This is a genomic window from Enterobacter wuhouensis, assembly GCF_004331265.1.
GTDB lineage: Bacteria > Pseudomonadota > Gammaproteobacteria > Enterobacterales > Enterobacteriaceae > Enterobacter > Enterobacter wuhouensis.
The window spans coordinates 25,664-43,090 of sequence record NZ_SJOO01000006.1; the positions used below are offsets into that span (position 1 = coordinate 25,664).

Consider the following 17,427-nt stretch of genomic DNA (forward strand, 5'->3'; position numbering starts at 1 on the left):
CTTAATCGGAGGGTGATATGGCAATGACTTACCACCTGGACGTCGTCAGCGCAGAGCAACAAATGTTCTCTGGTCTGGTCGAGAAAATCCAGGTAACGGGTAGTGAAGGTGAACTGGGTATTTTCCCGGGTCACGCACCGCTGCTCACCGCCATTAAGCCTGGTATGATCCGCATCGTTAAACAGTTCGGTCATGAAGAGTTTATCTATCTGTCTGGCGGCATTCTTGAAGTGCAGCCTGGCAGTGTGACCGTTCTGGCCGATACCGCTATCCGTGGACAGGATCTCGACGAAGCGCGAGCCCTGGAATCGAAGCGTAAGGCTGAAGAGCACATTAACAGCTCTCATGGTGACGTGGATTACGCTCAGGCGTCTGCGGAGCTGGCCAAAGCGATCGCGAAACTGCGCGTTATCGAGTTGACCAAAAAAGCGATGTAACACCGGCTTGAAAAGCACAAAAGCCAGTCTGGAAACCAGGCTGGCTTTTTTTATGGTGTCGTTTCAGGAAAAGTGAAACTGAAAAGGTGTTTTAATATTTTGTGATTTACGTCACAAAAATCTTGATCGGTTAAAAAATGAGGCGTAGACTTCTTTTTTGTGAAGTGTGTCACAAAATAAACCTCAAGAAATCAGGATGCCATCATGAAACTGGTCAACAAAATCATCGCTCTTTTCAGCAACATGAACGTCTCTTTCGGTACGTTCAACCACTAATCTGCTGAACGCCGAGTGGCGCCGCGCTTACTGCTGTGTGATAAGCGAAGCGCCATCTGGCAGCATCTCTCCGCTCTCGTTCACGCTCTTCCCTTTCACGATAAAATAGTTCGACTTATCAATATTCCCCACTACCGCATCGTCATACATGCCGGGCTGCGTACGCACCGATTTATTGCCGGTAAACACGCCCTGCGTTGATGCATCTCCATACGGGCTTGGCCGGAAGATAAAATTAAAGCGCAGGTTGTCCACCGCGACGTTATTCGCCACCACCAGCGCCCCTGGCTTGAAGTTATCGGTGAAACCGTCCAGATGATTACCAATGGCTTTGCTGTTGCGAACCTCATGCGCCACAGGCTGCCCTTCACCGCCGAGCTTAAAACCGTTGCTGGTGTTGTTGCGGGCAATGGAATTCTCGATCGTCACAACGCCGTTGGCCCCGTCCTCAATCTTGTTGAACAGGTCAAAGCCATCGTCGATATTGTCATGGGAATAGCAGTTTTCCAGACGATTACCTTCTCCTACGCGCATTTTGACGGCAAAGCCATCGGCGTTGATTTTTCCCGGATCCTCATTGGCATAGGATTCAGAGTCGATCACCCGGTTGTAGCTGGCCCACAGCGGTCGGCCAATCTTTTCCGGGGATGATATCTGGATGCCGGTATCGTCGTTGCGGTATGCCGTGACGTTTTCAATCAGGTTGTGGCTGCCCTGGATCCGCAAGCTCTTGTCTGTTACCTCAATTCCTTTGATGTGCCAGTAGCCTGCGTCCACCAGCAGTCCGTGAATAACGGCTTTACCTTCCGCCTGTAGCGACGTGATTTTTTCCGGACTGCCGCTGGCCGTCAGCGGGATTGCACTCCGGGGATAGTCGCCCGCACCGAGGATAATCTTCCCGCCCGGCGTAATCAGGCCGATCGCGGTAGCTAAATCCAGCGGTGAGTCCAGCGTACCCCGCCCGTCCGCTTTGCCGTCAGGTGAAACGTGGAGTACAGACGTTTCCATGCCGCTTATCCTATCAACGCTAAACGTCTGATGAACGGCCTCACCGCTGGTGGGCGTAAACGTCAGGCTAAATGCATTACTCTCGGTCAGGGTGGCGGGAACGCTGTACATCTCTCCGGCTTTGACCGGTTTATCACTCCCGATCACCACTTCATTTTGTCTGACGCTAAAAACGCCGTCGTAGTTTGCGCGTGCCTGAACCTGATAGTGCTCAATGGCGCTTTTGCTTGCAGAGGCGATCTGGACAACAACCGGCAGAGGCGTTGCCTCCCAGGGTTCAGACGCCACTGTATGCGCAGCCGAGGTGGTAAGAGACGCATCCGATACGGTGATTTTTGCATTACGCGAAGCGAAGAAGCCCACGTAGTAACGATCCTTGTTCTGCACGGAAATCAGGTCGGCGCGCGGAACGCTTTTTCTCACCCAGGCATCGCTGCCTGCAGGCGCCCAGGCGGTGATAAAGCCGTCATCGGTACGTTCCAGCTTTAAACGGAACGCGGGCGTCTTGCTGATATCTACCTCTTCCTGATAGCTCTGCTTTTTGATTTCAGCCCCGGCGTCCCCCCACGGATGCGAAATACCTTCTCGCGTTATGGCCTGCAGCTTGACCCGATGATGGTCCTTTTTATCCTGCGTCATAATGGCGTTCATCACCATGTTCGACGCCGCGGGAAACTCTTCATATCCTTCTTTTAGCGGCTGCTGGCGCGGCACGCCGAGTACATCGCGCACCAGGAGGCCGGCCCCTTCATGAGCGGCAGGTTTCGCCCCGTTTTCCGGACCAAACTGGTCGACCCGAACGGTGGCCTGTAAGACAAAATTCTCTTTCGTCGGCAGTTCGGTGTAGAAAAACGTTAATCCGTCATGCGAGTTCGCAATCTTGCCGCCCCGGCTTTCCAGGGTGACGGGTTTTGACAGGCCAACCTTATCCTGCGAGGCCAGCTTTTTACCGTCCACGGTGACGTCATTGACGCCAATCTTTTCCGGCAGCACGTTCGATGAGAAATTCAGGTCGGTAGACTGCCCGAACGCAATGGCTTTCCAGACGGGTTGCTCCGCAGCCCCCGCCGCAAAGGCGCTGCACATCATTAAGGACAGAGGTATTTTATAATTCATCTTATTCTCCTGCGTGATAATTGAGCGCCATTATCATCAGAATGAAACGCTGTTTCTTTTTGTGGTGTCACACTATTGAGTAAATAAAACGCTGTTTTGTTTTATAGCGATCTTTATTCATGATCCAAAAAAATAGCTAAGCTATTGTGTGGGTTAGCGACTTGCCGCAAGAATGCTATTTTCCAGAGCAAAAGTGATTTACTCTGCCCCTAAAACTATCTTCAAATAGCCATTAATGGCCGATGTTGAACGTTTTCGCGTCACTCCATTTTATGACGCAAAATATGTAGAATTTTCAACGTCAAAGGGTTTTACTTCTCACTCAAATTACAGTCAGGACGCGTATGTTGAATAATACGATGAGCGTGGTCATTCTTGCCGCTGGCAAAGGCACCCGCATGTATTCCGATCTTCCAAAGGTGCTTCACACGCTGGCAGGAAAGCCAATGGTGCAGCATGTCATTGATGCGGCAAATGAACTCGGCGCGAAGCAGGTTCATCTGGTCTACGGCCACGGCGGCGATCTTCTCAAGCAAACGCTGCGCGATGACAACCTCAACTGGGTACTTCAGGCCGAGCAGCTCGGTACTGGCCATGCGATGCAGCAGGCGGCCCCGTTCTTTGCCGACGACGAAGATATCCTGATGCTCTACGGCGACGTCCCGCTGATTTCTGTTGAAACCCTGACCCGCCTGCGTGAAGCTAAACCGCAGGGCGGCATTGGTCTGCTTACCGTGGTGCTGGACGACCCGAGCGGCTATGGCCGTATCACCCGTGAAAACGGCAAGGTGACCGGCATCGTTGAGCATAAAGATGCCAGCGAAGAACAGCGCCAGATCCCTGAAATTAACACCGGTATCCTGATTGCCAACGGCGCAGACATGAAGCGCTGGCTGTCTCAGCTCAATAACAACAATGCGCAGGGTGAATACTACATCACCGATATCATTGCGATGGCGTACCACGAAGGGCGCGACATTGCCGCCGTTCATCCGGCGCGCGTCAGCGAAACCGACGGCGTGAACAACCGCCTGCAGCTTTCCCGACTTGAGCGTATTTACCAGTCCGAGCAGGCAGAAAAGCTGCTGCTGGCAGGCGTGATGCTGCGCGATCCGGCGCGTTTCGATCTGCGCGGCACGCTGTCTCACGGGCGCGACGTTGAAATTGATACTAACGTTATCGTTGAAGGCAACGTAACGCTGGGCAACCGCGTCAAAATTGGCACCGGCTGCGTGATTAAAAACAGCGTGATTGGTGACGACTGCGAAATCAGCCCGTACAGCGTGGTGGAAGATGCGCATCTTGAAGCGGCGTGCACCATTGGTCCGTTTGCGCGTCTGCGCCCGGGGGCCGAGCTGCTGGAAGGCGCTCACGTGGGTAACTTCGTTGAGATGAAAAAAGCGCGCCTGGGTAAAGGCTCTAAAGCCGGTCACCTGACCTATCTGGGCGACGCGGAAATTGGCGATAACGTGAACATCGGCGCGGGAACCATTACCTGCAACTATGACGGCGCCAACAAGTTTAAAACCATCATCGGCGATGACGTGTTTGTCGGCTCTGACACGCAGCTGGTGGCGCCTGTTACCGTGGGCAACGGTGTGACCATTGCCGCCGGAACCACCGTCACGCGCGACGTGGCCGAGAACGAGCTGGTGTTAAGCCGCGTGCCGCAGGTCAACAAGCAGGGCTGGAAACGCCCGGTGAAGAAGAAGTAACGGATTTACCCCTCACCCTAACCCTCTCCCCACAGTGGAGAGGGGATCGTTCGGTGCGGTGTTTTCTCCCTCGCCCCTTTGGGGAGAGGGCCGGGGTGAGGGGATAAAATAATCCTCCCCCCAACGGCAGTACCCATAAAAATAACCCCACTCTCTACAAGGCTCGGGGCGCCCGGAAAGGGCAAATACAGGTCAGCGACAACGCATGGCATAACGCCATAATCAGGAAATCTAACTATGTGTGGAATTGTTGGCGCAGTTGCGCAGCGTGATATTGCTGAAATCCTTCTCGAAGGTTTACGTCGTCTGGAATACCGTGGCTATGACTCTGCCGGTCTGGCAGTGGTCGATGCAGAAGGGCATATGACCCGTCTGCGCCGCCTCGGAAAAGTGCAGATGCTGGCCCAGGCTGCAGAAGAACACGCGCTGCACGGTGGCACCGGTATCGCGCACACCCGCTGGGCGACGCACGGCGAACCGTCAGAAGGCAACGCACACCCGCATGTGTCTGAACACATTGTGGTGGTGCATAACGGCATTATCGAAAACCACGAACCGCTGCGCGAAGAGCTGAAAGCGCGCGGTTATACCTTCGTCTCTGAAACCGACACTGAAGTGATTGCTCACCTGGTGCACTGGGAGCTGGAGCAGGGCGGCACGCTGCGTGAAGCGGTGCTGCGCGCTATCCCTCAGCTGCGCGGTGCCTACGGCACGGTGATCATGGATTCCCGCGACCCGTCCACGCTGCTGGCAGCGCGTTCCGGTAGCCCGATGGTTATCGGTCTGGGTATGGGCGAAAACTTTATCGCTTCCGATCAGCTGGCGCTCCTGCCGGTGACCCGCCGCTTTATCTTCCTGGAAGAGGGCGATATCGCGGAAGTGACGCGTCGCAGCGTGACCGTATTCGATACCAAAGGCGAGCAGGTGAAACGTCAGGAGATCGAGTCAAACCTGCAGTACGACGCGGGCGATAAAGGCGCGTACCGTCACTACATGCAGAAAGAGATCTACGAGCAGCCGAATGCCATCAAAAACACCCTGACCGGGCGCATCAGCCACGGTGAGGTTGACCTGAGCGAGCTGGGCGCAAACGCGAACGAACTGCTCGGCAAGGTTGAGCATATTCAGATCGTGGCCTGCGGCACGTCATACAACTCCGGCATGGTCTCTCGCTACTGGTTTGAATCCCTGGCGGGCGTGCCGTGCGATGTGGAAATCGCGTCTGAATTCCGCTATCGCAAATCCGCTGTGCGTCGTAACAGCCTGATGATCACCCTTTCCCAGTCCGGCGAAACGGCGGATACGCTGGCCGCGCTGCGTCTGTCAAAAGAGCTGGGCTACCTGGGTTCGCTGGCTATCTGTAACGTGCCGGGTTCATCCCTGGTGCGTGAATCCGATCTGGCGCTGATGACCAAGGCGGGTACCGAAATCGGCGTGGCCTCTACCAAAGCCTTTACCACTCAGCTGACCGTTCTGCTGATGCTGGTGGCGAAGCTGGCGCGCCTGAAAGGCGAAGACGCTTCCGTTGAGCACGATATCGTTCACGGCCTGCAGGCGCTGCCGAGCCGTATCGAGCAGATGCTGTCTCAAGACAAACGCATTGAAGCGCTGGCGGAAGATTTCTCTGACAAACATCACGCCCTGTTCCTGGGCCGTGGCGATCAGTATCCAATTGCGCTGGAAGGCGCGCTGAAGCTGAAAGAGATCTCTTACATCCACGCGGAAGCCTACGCGGCAGGCGAGCTGAAGCACGGCCCGCTGGCGCTGATTGATGCGGATATGCCGGTCATCGTTGTGGCTCCTAACAACGAACTGCTGGAAAAACTGAAATCCAACATCGAAGAAGTGCGCGCCCGCGGCGGCGTCCTGTACGTCTTTGCAGATAAAGATGCCGGTTTTGCCAGCAGCGACAACATGCACATCATCGAGATGCCGCATGTGGAAGAGGTCATTGCGCCAATCTTCTACACCGTTCCGCTGCAGCTGTTGGCCTATCACGTTGCGCTGATCAAAGGCACCGACGTAGACCAGCCGCGTAACCTGGCGAAGTCCGTTACCGTCGAATAATCCTTCCAGTCTCCACCTTCGGGTGGAGCTTTTTTTATGACAATCCGTCATTTTCAGCTATTTTTTCAGTGTCACATAAAGAAAATATTACTGAAATCCTGTCGTCATCTTTCAACCTAACTCTCTGATAAATATATACAGTTTTGCTATTTCTTAAGTGAAATTTTCGTTGTCATAAAACTGTCATAATTCGTACATTTATCTGTCACCTGTTTGTCCTATTTTGCTCATCGTAGCCACTTAAACAATGATTTACGAAATCCTTGCAGGAGACATTATGAAAGTTATGCGTACCACTGTCGCAACTGTTGTCGCCGCGACCTTATCGATGAGCGCTTTCTCTGCATTCGCAGCAGCAAGCCTGACTGGCGCTGGTGCAACCTTCCCTGCGCCGGTGTATGCCAAATGGGCAGATACCTACCAGAAAGAAACCGGTAATAAGGTTAACTATCAGGGTATCGGCTCCTCCGGTGGCGTAAAACAAATTACCGCTAATACCGTTGATTTCGGCGCGTCAGATGCCCCGCTGTCTGATGAGAAACTGAATCAGGAAGGCCTGTTCCAGTTCCCGACCGTCATCGGCGGCGTTGTGCTGGCCGTTAACATCCCTGGCCTGAAATCAGGCGAGCTGGTGCTGGACGGCAAAACCCTGGGCGACATCTACCTGGGTAAAATCAAAAAATGGGATGACGAAGCCATCACCAAACTGAACCCGGGCGTTAAGCTGCCTTCGCAGAACATCGCTGTGGTGCGTCGTGCTGACGGTTCAGGTACCTCCTTCGTCTTCACCAGCTACCTGGCGAAAGTGAACGAAGAGTGGAAATCGAAAGTCGGTGCCGGCTCTACCGTGAACTGGCCTACCGGTCTGGGCGGTAAAGGTAACGACGGTATCGCCGCGTTCGTACAGCGTCTGCCGGGCTCCATCGGTTACGTAGAGTACGCTTACGCGAAGCAGAACAACCTGGCCTACACCAAGCTGGTATCTGCCGACGGCAAACCGGTTAGCCCGACCGAAGAAAACTTCGCCAACGCCGCCAAAGGCGCTGACTGGAGCAAATCCTTCGCGCAGGATCTGACTAACCAGAAAGGCGACGAGGCGTGGCCAATCACCTCTACCACCTTCATTCTGGTTCACAAAGAGCAGAAGAAGCCTGAGCAGGGTGCAGAAGTGCTGAAGTTCTTCGACTGGGCATACAAAAATGGCGGCAAACAGGCTAACGACCTGGATTACGCCAGCCTGCCAGACAGCGTGGTTGAGCAGATTCGTGCTGCATGGAAAACCAACGTGAAAGACAGCAGCGGTAAAGCGCTGTACTAACAGGATATATTTAACGAAGATGGCGGGTGGCGCTGCGCTTACCCGCCCTACGGTTTACTCTGTAGGCCCGGTAAGCGTTAGCGCCACCGGGCATATTCGTAAAAACGTCTCAAACAGAAGAGTGATTTATGGCTGCAACCAAGCCTGCATTTAACCCTCCGGGTAAAAAAGGTGACATGATTTTCAGCGCGCTGGTAAAACTGGCTGCGCTGATTGTGCTATTGCTGCTGGGCGGCATTATCGTGTCTCTGATTTTCTCCTCCTGGCCGAGCATCCAGAAATTCGGTTTCTCCTTCCTGTGGACCAAAGAGTGGGACGCGCCGAACGAAGTCTTTGGAGCGCTGGTGCCGATCTACGGCACGCTGGTGACCTCATTCATCGCCCTGCTGATTGCGGTTCCGGTGAGCTTTGGCATTGCCCTGTTCCTGACGGAGCTGGCGCCCGGCTGGCTGCGACGCCCGCTTGGCATCGCCATCGAACTGCTGGCTGCCATTCCGAGTATCGTTTACGGCATGTGGGGTCTGTTTATCTTTGCTCCGCTGTTCGCCACCTACTTCCAGGAGCCGGTCGGTAACGTGCTTTCTGCCATTCCGTTTGTCGGCGCCCTGTTTGCAGGCCCGGCATTCGGTATCGGTATTCTGGCGGCTGGCGTGATCCTCGCCATCATGATTATTCCGTACATTGCGGCGGTTATGCGCGATGTCTTCGAACAAACCCCGGTGATGATGAAAGAGTCGGCCTACGGCATCGGCTGCACCACCTGGGAAGTTATCTGGCGCATCGTGCTTCCGTTCACCAAAAATGGGGTGATCGGGGGCGTCATGCTGGGGTTAGGTCGCGCGCTGGGGGAAACCATGGCGGTAACCTTTATCATCGGTAACACCTACCAGCTCGACAGCATCTCGCTTTACATGCCGGGTAACAGTATTACCTCTGCGCTGGCGAACGAATTCGCCGAAGCGGAATCCGGGCTGCACGTTGCGGCGCTGATGGAGCTGGGGCTGATTCTGTTTGTTATCACCTTCATCGTTCTGGCGATTTCCAAGCTGATGGTTATGCGTCTTGCTAAAAATGAGGGGGCACGCTAATGGCGACTCTCGACATGCAAAACACCACCGAGCTGGCGGAATCCCGCCGCAAAATGCAGGCAAAGCGCCGCATTAAAAACCGTATCGCGCTGACGCTCTCAATGGGGACGATGGCATTCGGTCTGTTCTGGCTGGTGTGGATCCTGTTCTCGACGGTGGTTCGCGGCATCGACGGAATGTCGCTGGCGCTGTTCACCGAAATGACGCCGCCGCCGAACACGGCGGGCGGTGGCCTGGCGAATGCCCTCGCGGGCAGCGGCCTGCTGATCCTGTGGGCGACGGTCTTCGGTACCCCGCTCGGCATCATGGCGGGTATCTACCTGGCGGAGTACGGACGTAAATCCTGGCTGGCTGAAGTCATTCGCTTCATCAACGATATTCTGCTGTCCGCACCGTCTATCGTTGTCGGTCTGTTCGTTTACACCGTGGTGGTGGCGCAGATGCAGCACTTCTCCGGCTGGGCGGGGGTGATTGCCCTGGCGCTGCTGCAGGTGCCGATTGTTATCCGAACCACCGAAAACATGCTGAAGCTGGTGCCGGACAGCCTGCGCGAAGCGGCCTACGCACTGGGCACGCCGAAATGGAAGATGATCTCCGCGATTACGCTAAAAGCGTCAATCTCCGGGATTATGACCGGCATCCTGCTGGCCGTTGCGCGTATTGCGGGTGAAACGGCGCCGCTGCTGTTTACGTCGCTCTCCAATCAGTTCTGGAGCACCGACATGATGCAGCCGATTGCCAACCTGCCGGTGACAATCTTTAAATTTGCGATGAGCCCATTCGTGGAATGGCAGCAGCTGGCCTGGGCCGGGGTGCTGATCATCACCCTTTGCGTACTGTTGCTGAACATTCTGGCGCGCGTCATTTTCGCGAAGAAGAAACACGGTTAATTTTTTACGGCGCGGCAGCTCGCGGCGTCGAATGAGGAAATGAGTCAATGAGTATGGTTGATACTGCCCCGGGTAAGATTCAGGTTCGTGATTTGAACTTCTACTACGGCAAATTCCATGCCCTGAAGAATATCAACCTGGATATCGCGAAGAACCAGGTCACGGCATTCATCGGTCCGTCTGGCTGTGGTAAATCCACGCTGCTGCGCACCTTTAACAAGATGTATTCGCTCTATCCGGAGCAGCGCGCCGAGGGTGAAATCATCCTCGACGGCGAAAACATTCTGACCCAGGCCCAGGATATCGCCCTGCTGCGCGCGAAAGTGGGCATGGTGTTCCAGAAGCCCACGCCGTTCCCGATGTCGATTTACGACAACATCGCCTTTGGCGTGCGTCTGTTTGAGAAGCTTTCCCGTACGGATATGGACGAGCGCGTGCAGTGGGCGTTGACCAAGGCCGCATTATGGAACGAAACCAAAGATAAGCTGCACCAGAGCGGGTACTCTCTCTCCGGTGGTCAGCAGCAGCGCCTGTGTATTGCGCGCGGTATCGCCATTCGCCCGGAAGTGCTGCTGCTGGATGAGCCGTGTTCAGCGCTGGACCCCATCTCAACCGGGCGTATTGAAGAGCTGATCACCGAGCTGAAGCAGGATTACACCGTGGTTATCGTGACCCACAACATGCAGCAGGCTGCGCGTTGTTCCGATCACACCGCGTTTATGTACCTGGGCGAGTTGATTGAGTTCAGCGATACGGACGCGCTGTTCACCAGGCCCGCTAAGAAACAAACTGAAGATTATATTACTGGCCGCTACGGTTGATTTGGAGTGAACCATGGACAACCTCAATCTTAATAAACACATTTCCGGCCAGTTCAACGCAGAGCTGGAAAGCATCCGCACCCAGGTGATGACCATGGGCGGCATGGTCGAGCAGCAGCTTTCTGATGCGATCACGGCGATGCATAACCAGGACAGCGAGCTGGCGAAGCGCGTGATCGAAGGCGACCATAACGTCAACATGATGGAAGTGGCGATCGACGAAGCCTGCGTGCGCATTATCGCGAAACGTCAGCCGACGGCGAGCGACCTGCGCCTGGTGATGGCGATCATCAAAACCATCGCCGAGCTGGAACGTATCGGTGACGTAGCGGATAAAATCTGCCGCACGGCGCTGGAGAAGTTTTCCCAGCAGCACCAGCCGCTGCTGGTGAGCCTGGAGTCGCTGGGCCGCCACACCGTGCAGATGCTGCACGACGTGCTGGATGCCTTTGCGCGTATGGATCTTGACGAAGCGGTGCGTATCTACCGTGAAGACAAGAAGGTCGACCAGGAGTATGAAGGCATCGTGCGTCAGCTGATGACCTACATGATGGAAGATTCCCGAACCATCCCAAGCGTGCTGACCGCGCTGTTCTGCGCGCGCTCCATCGAGCGTATCGGCGACCGCTGCCAGAATATTTGCGAATACATTTTCTACTTCGTGAAGGGGCAGGACTTCCGTCACGTGGGCGGCGACGAGCTGGACAAGCTGCTGGCGGGTAAAGATCCGAAAGAGTGATTTTTACCCTCACCCTAACCCTCTCCCATGGGGAGAGGGAACAATTCGGTTTTCTCCCTCTCCCCTGGGGAGAGGTAAACTCAGCGAGTAATATTCCATCCGCGCGCCTTCCACAGCGCTGGCAGCTGCGCCAGATCGGTAAAGGTCGTCACTTTTGGATGATCGATCGGCCTGTTGTGCGGATCGGCGCAGAAGTAAAACACCTCCATGCCCGCATCAATACCCGACTGCGCCCCCGCTGCGGAGTCATCCACCAGAATGCAGTTTTCCACGTTGACGTTCATCGCTTTCGCCGCATGGAACATCAGGGCCGGATCGGGCTTCCACCGCTGGATATCGTAGCCGCTGAACAGTTTTTCCGGGAAGTGGTGCAACATCTCCAGCTTGCCCAGCGAGTGCTGCATTTTGCTGACCGGGCCGTTAGAGACCACACAAATGGGCACCGTCATCGCATCCAGCAGCGCGTTTGCGCCGGCAATAACCTCCAGCTCCGAGTCGAAGAGGCGTGCGACCTCGGCGCGATAAACGGGTTCCAGATCCGCTTTTGCCAGATCCACACCGTGCTCCTGGTTAATGATGTCGATGATTTCGTAGAGCTTCACGCCCTTAAAGCGTTTGAACACCTCGTCGAGATCGAGGGTAATGCCAAATTCCTGGAACATGGCAACATACGCGCGAGAACAAATGACCTCACTGTCGACCAGCGTACCGTCGCAGTCGAAAAATACCGCTTCAATTCCGGACATGCCTTTCCCTTTTAACAAGTTTAACGTTTACGTACGGCAGTTTAACGACACGCAATCGTTGCCGTATAAGCAAAATCAATGAAAAAAGTATCTCGTAACCGCCACTATTGTCGCATTTTGGTATAGGATAGCGACGAATTTTCCCTCCTTGTTCGGAAATTGATGATGAGTCAACAACACACTACCCAGACATCTGGTCAGGGTTTGCTTGAGCGCGTGTTCAAACTGCGCGAGCACGGCACGACGGCACGCACCGAAGTGATTGCCGGTTTCACCACCTTCCTGACGATGGTGTATATCGTTTTTGTTAACCCACAAATTCTGGGCGTTGCTGGCATGGATACCAGCGCCGTCTTCGTGACTACCTGTCTGATCGCGGCCCTGGGCAGCATCCTGATGGGCGTGTTCGCTAATCTGCCTGTGGCGCTGGCTCCGGCAATGGGTCTGAATGCGTTCTTTGCGTTCGTGGTGGTTCAGGCGATGGGCCTGCCGTGGCAGGTTGGCATGGGCGCTATCTTCTGGGGCGCCGTTGGCCTGCTGCTTCTGACCATCTTCCGCGTGCGCTACTGGATGATTGCCAATATCCCGGTGAGCCTGCGCGTGGGCATCACCAGCGGTATCGGCCTGTTCATCGGCATGATGGGTTTGAAAAACGCCGGTGTGATCGTGGCGAACCCGGAAACGCTGGTGAGCATCGGCAACCTGACCTCCCACAGCGTGCTGCTGGGCGTGCTGGGCTTCTTTATCATCGCGATTCTGGCCTCCCGCAATATTCACGCGGCGGTGCTAGTGTCCATCGTGGTCACTACGCTGCTGGGCTGGATGCTGGGCGATGTACAATTCCACGGTATCGTCTCCGCGCCACCGAGCGTCTCTACCGTGATTGGTCACGTGGATCTGGCTGGGTCGTTTAACCTCGGTCTGGCGGGCGTGATTTTCTCCTTCATGCTGGTGAACCTGTTTGACTCCTCCGGTACGCTGATCGGCGTGACCGACAAAGCGGGTCTGGCGGATGAGAAAGGCAAATTCCCGCGCATGAAGCAGGCGCTGTTTGTGGATAGCGTCTCCTCTGTGACCGGTGCTTTTATCGGAACCTCGTCTGTTACCGCGTACATTGAATCTTCTTCCGGCGTGTCCGTGGGCGGCCGTACCGGCCTGACGGCGGTGGTCGTGGGTATTCTGTTCCTGCTGGTGATCTTCCTCTCTCCGCTGGCGGGTATGGTTCCACCGTATGCGGCAGCAGGCGCGCTGATCTACGTAGGCGTGCTGATGACCTCCAGCCTGGCGCGCGTGAAGTGGGAAGATTTAACGGAAGCCGTTCCGGCGTTTATTACCGCGGTGATGATGCCGTTCAGCTTCTCGATTACCGAAGGTATCGCGCTGGGCTTTATCTCTTACTGCGTGATGAAGATCGGTACCGGCCGCTTCCGCGAACTCAGCCCGTGCGTGATCGTTGTGGCGCTGCTGTTTGTAATGAAGATTGTATTTATTGACGCGCACTAAGGTGCGGTTTGTGGTGTCAGGTGGCGCTTCGCTTACCTGACCTACTGACGAGTGTAGGCCCGGTAAGCGCTAGCGCCACCGGGCTTTTTTATCAGGCTTTAACCCGCTTAATATAATCCCCAAACGCCGTCAGCTGGCCAGACAGATGATCGCGCGTGCTCTGATCCACCACTTCACCCGTCTGCGGGTCGACCTTGTTCTGAATCACACCGCCCATAAATTCCGGCTTGTTCATCACCATTGCATCCAGGAACACCAGGATCTGGCGCAGGTGATACTGGCAGCGCGCGCCGCCAATGGCCCCCATAGAGCTGGTCTGGATCAGCACCGGCTTGCCCGCGAGCGGTTGCTCCGGCAGGCGAGAAAGCCAGTCGATGGCGTTCTTCAGGCCGCCCGGAACCGAGTAGTTGTACTCCGGCGTAACAATAACCACGCCGTCGGCCTGACGGATCTGCTCAGCAAGCGCTTCCACGCTCTGCGGGAAGCCGTCTTCCTGCTGCACATCCGCATCATAAAGCGGAATATCGCCGATGGACGGCAGCGCGGCAATCTCCATACCTGCCGGTGCCAGCTGCGGCAGCGTGCGGGCAACCATCCCGTTAAATGAACCTTTGCGCAGGCTTCCCAGTAACGTAACAACTTTCAACGTATCAGACATGATTACTCCTGTTTCATCATGATGACCCTGAACGGATCAGCTAAGGGTAAATGCTTTTTCTGCCGGTAAACTGGTTAATCGCATCAGGCGCGCGGCGGGCTCGTTGGCGCGCTCGGGCACATCAGGAAGGCTACGCCATCCGTGCTTGCTGTCAAATTCCCAGATTCTCAGCCGCTCAATCGCAGGGGTCACCGCAACAGACCAGATCAACACGTCCTCAGCGTCGCTGAGCGCTTCGACCAGCGCGGCTTTGGTCGCACGCAGGCGTCCGGAGCCAGGCAGCAGCTGCAGCAGGCTGGCGTCGTCTGAGGCGCAACCGCAGAGCTTGCGGATGCTCTGGCGCAGGGTGATGAGCTGGGCTCGGGCCTCGATGGGATCGTTCTGGTTGCGCACCCACAGCTTTTCATTGCTGGAGAGCGGATAGTCGTCGTGCGGGTTAGCGCCGTGGAAGCCGCGGGTGGCGCGCTGAAGTTCCATATCCAGCCCGCAATCCCCTTCGGTGGTGAGCGCGACGCCAACAATATTACCCGCGTAGGCTATCGAAAAACGGGGATGTTCCGGGTCGGCAAAGACAGGGCGACCTTCGGGTTGAGTAATGATGTCCGGCAGTTCACTGATGCCGTACAGCATGAAAAGCAGCTCGGCGAGCAGGGCTCGTGATGCCAAAAAGCGTGACCGGCGGTGTTCCGGAAGCTTGAGTGCCTCGCTGTGACATGCTGAAGAAATTCTTGCCGATACGAGGCGTCCTTCTGTAAGAGTCCCTCTTGCAAAGTGCGTAGCCATTTTTCGCTCCTTGATAATGGTCGTAATCGGTTAAACGGTTACATGATTATCGCTTAACTTGACTCCTGTTTTAATCAGTAAATGGAGGTAAGAGAAGACTTAGGACCGAACTTTACATTTTCTTAGGCAAAAACAGGACCTGGAGCGGCGTACAGCGCTTTGATTGTCTCACGCAACCAGAGAATTTTGGGGTTATGGCTGTTCCGTTTATGCCAGATCATGGTGAAGGGCACGGTCAGCTTTTCAGCCTGCGCCTCATCGAAGGGAATGGGGAGCGCGATCAGCTTGCGCTGGTGGAGCTGATTGTAGTGATGGCAGTAGTGCGGCGCGGTGGCGATGTAATTATGCCCCGGCTGTGCCGCCATAAACATCGACTGCTCAAAGCCGGGCAGACTCATGGCGATATTGCGTTCACGCCCCATCTCTTTCAGCACTTCGTCGAGCGCCCACGTGTCGCTGCGCTCCCAGAAGATGCTGATATGCGGGTAGCGCAGAAACGTCTCCAGATCCCACTCTTCCTGAAGCGCCGGGTGATCTTCACGAAGATACACGCACGGACGGTCGCTAAACAGGATCTCGTAATCAATAAACCACGGCATGAGCTTCAACAGCTCACGGGAGCGCGGATGCGTTTCGCGCCCGGTGAAGCCAAGATCCACCTCGCCACGCGTAATGGCGTCCAGGGAATCATAATCCCAGTGGCGCATCTTCACCGTCGCCTGCGGATAGCGCTGGTTCACCTGCTCCAGCAGGCTATTGAAGCGGATCAGCATCAGCGGCGTTTCGGCGGCCAGCACGAACGTCAGGCCGCCGGGGGAGTCGTGGTGGAATTTGTCGAGGATCTGATTGCCAATCTGCATCCAGTCCGCCAGGTCCTGTTCCAGGCTTACCGTTAACGGGGTAGGCAGCAGCCCTAACGGCGTTTTCACAAACAGCGGATCGTCGAACCAGTCGCGCAGCTTTGCCAGCGATTTACTCACCGCAGACGGCGTCACGTTCATTCGCTTTGCGGCTTTAGTGACGCTGCGTTCCTGCAGCAAAAGCTGCAGACAAAGCAACAGGTTAAGATCAAGGCTGCTGATGGGCTTCTTCATATTTCGCCGCGGGCTGGATGGCCATAAGTAAGATAATGCACAGTATGCTACAGCCAATCAGAACCCCGATCAGCATATTCAGCGCGTTCAGGCCAATAACGGCGGCCAGCCAAATCCACAGCGACGACCCGCAGACCTGCGCGATGCCCAGAACGGAGCTGGCCACTCCGGCTTTCAGCGAGAACGGGCCGAGCGCCTGGCTCATCGCCACGCCAAAACCGACGGAGAACCCGGCGCAGATAAGGGTTATTCCCACCAGCATCACCGCGTGCGAACTGGCTGTTGCCAGAGTCACCCCTGCGGTGAGGAACAGCACCTGTGACGTCAACATCAGCGTGCGCTGGCTAAAGATATTCAGCGCAAACGGCGTGGAGAACGAGACGGCCATGCTCACCATCGCGGTTAGCGCCATTACGGTGGAATACTCGCCGCGATCGAAGCCCATCGTCTCCATCAGCAACACAGGGGAAACGTTTACATAGGTCAGGATCACCGCCACGCTCAGCGTGGTCACGGCCAGACGGCTGAGGAAAAAGCGGTTAAGAAGCTTTTCGGCGGGGTGAATCGTTGCGGCGTGTCCCGCACTCTGCGAACCCGGATGGGTCTCTTTCAGCACGGTGATGGACAGAACAAAGACCAGCGCGCCCATGGCTGCCATGGTCCAGAAGAGGCTCTGCCACGGGAATTTCAGCATGATCAGGTAGCCTACGACCGGGGCCAGCACCGGGATGATGCAGGTAATACCGTTGAGCATTGAGAGCACTTTGGCGCGTCGCTGGGCACTCAAGGTATCGCGCAAAATCGCAAACGCCACCACGTAGCAGCCACCGGCACCAATGCCCTGAATAAAGCGTCCGGACAGGAACAGCGTGCTGTCATGTGCCAGGGAACAGAGCACGGAAGCCAGTGCGAACACGATGGCACCTGTAATAGCGACAGGCTGACGGCCCGCTTTATCCGCGATCTTCCCGGCAAATACCATCGACGAGGCCATCCCCGCGAGGTAGGCAGAAAACGCGATATGCAGCTGCGCTTCGCTGGCACCCAGGTCGCGGGCGATGTGGGGAAGTCCCACCAGATACATATCAATGCCGGACGGATACAGCAGTACCAGCGCAAAACTACAAAACAAAAAACGAACCATAAATCCCCCATAGATGCAGGCATG

General features: G+C 55.7%; 15 protein-coding genes. 9 read left to right on the forward strand and 6 right to left on the reverse strand.

Annotated features, from left to right (window positions below; all coding sequences use genetic code 11):
- The first annotated feature begins 17 nt into the window (after nt 1-17).
- On the forward strand, nt 18-437 hold the full coding sequence (locus E0L20_RS14405; RefSeq protein WP_003862360.1) for a F0F1 ATP synthase subunit epsilon: 420 nt from the start codon (nt 18-20) through the stop codon (nt 435-437).
- A 303-nt stretch (nt 438-740) separates the two neighbouring features.
- On the opposite strand, the gene E0L20_RS14410 is transcribed toward E0L20_RS14405, so the two are convergent.
- On the reverse strand, nt 741-2,837 hold the full coding sequence (locus tag E0L20_RS14410) for a right-handed parallel beta-helix repeat-containing protein (RefSeq protein ID WP_131634540.1): 2,097 nt from the start codon (nt 2,835-2,837) through the stop codon (nt 741-743).
- 344 nt (nt 2,838-3,181) lie between these two features.
- On the opposite strand from E0L20_RS14410, the gene glmU reads away from it, so the two are divergent.
- The 7 genes from glmU (at nt 3,182) to phoU (ending at nt 11,475) form a co-directional block, all read left to right on the forward strand.
- The gene (gene glmU, locus E0L20_RS14415) at nt 3,182-4,552 is read left to right on the forward strand and encodes a bifunctional UDP-N-acetylglucosamine diphosphorylase/glucosamine-1-phosphate N-acetyltransferase GlmU (protein ID WP_131634541.1); all 1,371 of its coding nucleotides are present in this window, start codon (nt 3,182-3,184) and stop codon (nt 4,550-4,552) included.
- 237 nt (nt 4,553-4,789) lie between these two features.
- Nucleotides 4,790-6,619 (forward strand): glutamine--fructose-6-phosphate transaminase (isomerizing), encoded by a 1,830-nt coding sequence (gene glmS, locus E0L20_RS14420; protein WP_131634542.1) that lies wholly within the window; start codon nt 4,790-4,792, stop codon nt 6,617-6,619.
- A 277-nt stretch (nt 6,620-6,896) separates the two neighbouring features.
- Nucleotides 6,897-7,937 (forward strand): phosphate ABC transporter substrate-binding protein PstS, encoded by a 1,041-nt coding sequence (pstS, locus tag E0L20_RS14425; protein WP_131634543.1) that lies wholly within the window; start codon nt 6,897-6,899, stop codon nt 7,935-7,937.
- Between the two features lie 128 nt (nt 7,938-8,065).
- Nucleotides 8,066-9,025 carry a phosphate ABC transporter permease PstC gene (pstC, locus tag E0L20_RS14430; RefSeq protein ID WP_131634544.1) on the forward strand — a complete coding sequence of 320 codons (960 nt, stop codon included), beginning with the start codon at nt 8,066-8,068 and terminating at the stop codon, nt 9,023-9,025.
- The gene (gene pstA / locus E0L20_RS14435) at nt 9,025-9,915 is read left to right on the forward strand and encodes a phosphate ABC transporter permease PstA (protein WP_119936476.1); all 891 of its coding nucleotides are present in this window, start codon (nt 9,025-9,027) and stop codon (nt 9,913-9,915) included. The genes pstC and pstA overlap by 1 nt, the downstream gene beginning before the upstream one ends.
- A gap of 47 nt (nt 9,916-9,962) precedes the next feature.
- The gene (gene pstB / locus E0L20_RS14440) at nt 9,963-10,736 is read left to right on the forward strand and encodes a phosphate ABC transporter ATP-binding protein PstB (RefSeq protein WP_131634545.1); all 774 of its coding nucleotides are present in this window, start codon (nt 9,963-9,965) and stop codon (nt 10,734-10,736) included.
- Between the two features lie 13 nt (nt 10,737-10,749).
- Nucleotides 10,750-11,475, forward strand: a complete 726-nt coding sequence (gene phoU / locus E0L20_RS14445; protein WP_003861153.1) for a phosphate signaling complex protein PhoU — start codon at nt 10,750-10,752, stop codon at nt 11,473-11,475.
- An 80-nt stretch (nt 11,476-11,555) separates the two neighbouring features.
- Here phoU and yieH read toward each other — a convergent pair whose 3' ends face one another.
- Complete coding sequence (yieH, locus tag E0L20_RS14450; protein ID WP_131634546.1) at nt 11,556-12,221, reverse strand: 6-phosphogluconate phosphatase; 666 nt, start codon at nt 12,219-12,221, stop codon at nt 11,556-11,558.
- Between the two features lie 165 nt (nt 12,222-12,386).
- Between yieH and adeP the strand changes: the two genes are divergently transcribed.
- Nucleotides 12,387-13,724, forward strand: a complete 1,338-nt coding sequence (gene adeP, locus E0L20_RS14455; protein WP_165500721.1) for an adenine permease AdeP — start codon at nt 12,387-12,389, stop codon at nt 13,722-13,724.
- 91 nt (nt 13,725-13,815) lie between these two features.
- Here adeP and E0L20_RS14460 read toward each other — a convergent pair whose 3' ends face one another.
- The 4 genes from E0L20_RS14460 to E0L20_RS14475 all read right to left on the reverse strand — a co-directional run bounded on the left by E0L20_RS14460 (nt 13,816) and on the right by E0L20_RS14475 (nt 17,403).
- Nucleotides 13,816-14,382: an NADPH-dependent FMN reductase gene (locus tag E0L20_RS14460; protein WP_131634548.1), complete on the reverse strand. Its 567-nt coding sequence runs from the start codon at nt 14,380-14,382 to the stop codon at nt 13,816-13,818.
- Nucleotides 14,383-14,418: 36 nt separating this feature from the next.
- Nucleotides 14,419-15,165, reverse strand: coding sequence for a 4'-phosphopantetheinyl transferase family protein (locus E0L20_RS14465; RefSeq protein ID WP_131634549.1), 747 nt, complete (start codon nt 15,163-15,165; stop codon nt 14,419-14,421).
- A 122-nt stretch (nt 15,166-15,287) separates the two neighbouring features.
- Nucleotides 15,288-16,259, reverse strand: a complete 972-nt coding sequence (yidZ, locus tag E0L20_RS14470; protein ID WP_131634550.1) for an HTH-type transcriptional regulator YidZ — start codon at nt 16,257-16,259, stop codon at nt 15,288-15,290.
- Entirely contained in the window at nt 16,234-17,403 is a 1,170-nt protein-coding gene (locus tag E0L20_RS14475; RefSeq protein WP_131634551.1) for an MFS transporter, read from the reverse strand. The genes yidZ and E0L20_RS14475 overlap by 26 nt, the downstream gene beginning before the upstream one ends.
- Nucleotides 17,404-17,427 lie beyond the last annotated feature (24 nt).